A 256-nucleotide genomic window follows, 5' to 3' on the forward strand; every position below is an offset into this window, starting at 1 on the left:
TCAGTTCAACCATGATTGCGCTCCCCCTCTGCCGCTTGCGAGGCGCCCTTCATGAATGCGAGGAAATCCTTGGTGCAGGACAGGCAGAGCCACGCCTTACCGTCGTGATTGCATCCGCCTGCGGAACCGTCCCATGCTCGTCCGCCGGTGTGGCCTTTCCATGCCACTGTGGTTTCGCCCCATTCGTTCTTGCGACTTTCGCCGGCATCCTCCGCGCCGCAGCGGTCGCAAACCTTGATCGTTATGGTTCGGATGC

1 protein-coding gene is annotated in these 256 nt (G+C 60.9%); it reads right to left on the reverse strand.

The features are described from left to right. Positions 1-5 precede the first annotated feature (5 nt). A partial coding sequence (locus tag AC6EI8_RS26675) for a hypothetical protein (RefSeq protein ID WP_498383426.1) occupies positions 6-256 on the reverse strand: 251 nt, incomplete at its 5' end.

It is taken from the genome of Cupriavidus sp. R6-3 (assembly GCF_059772245.1).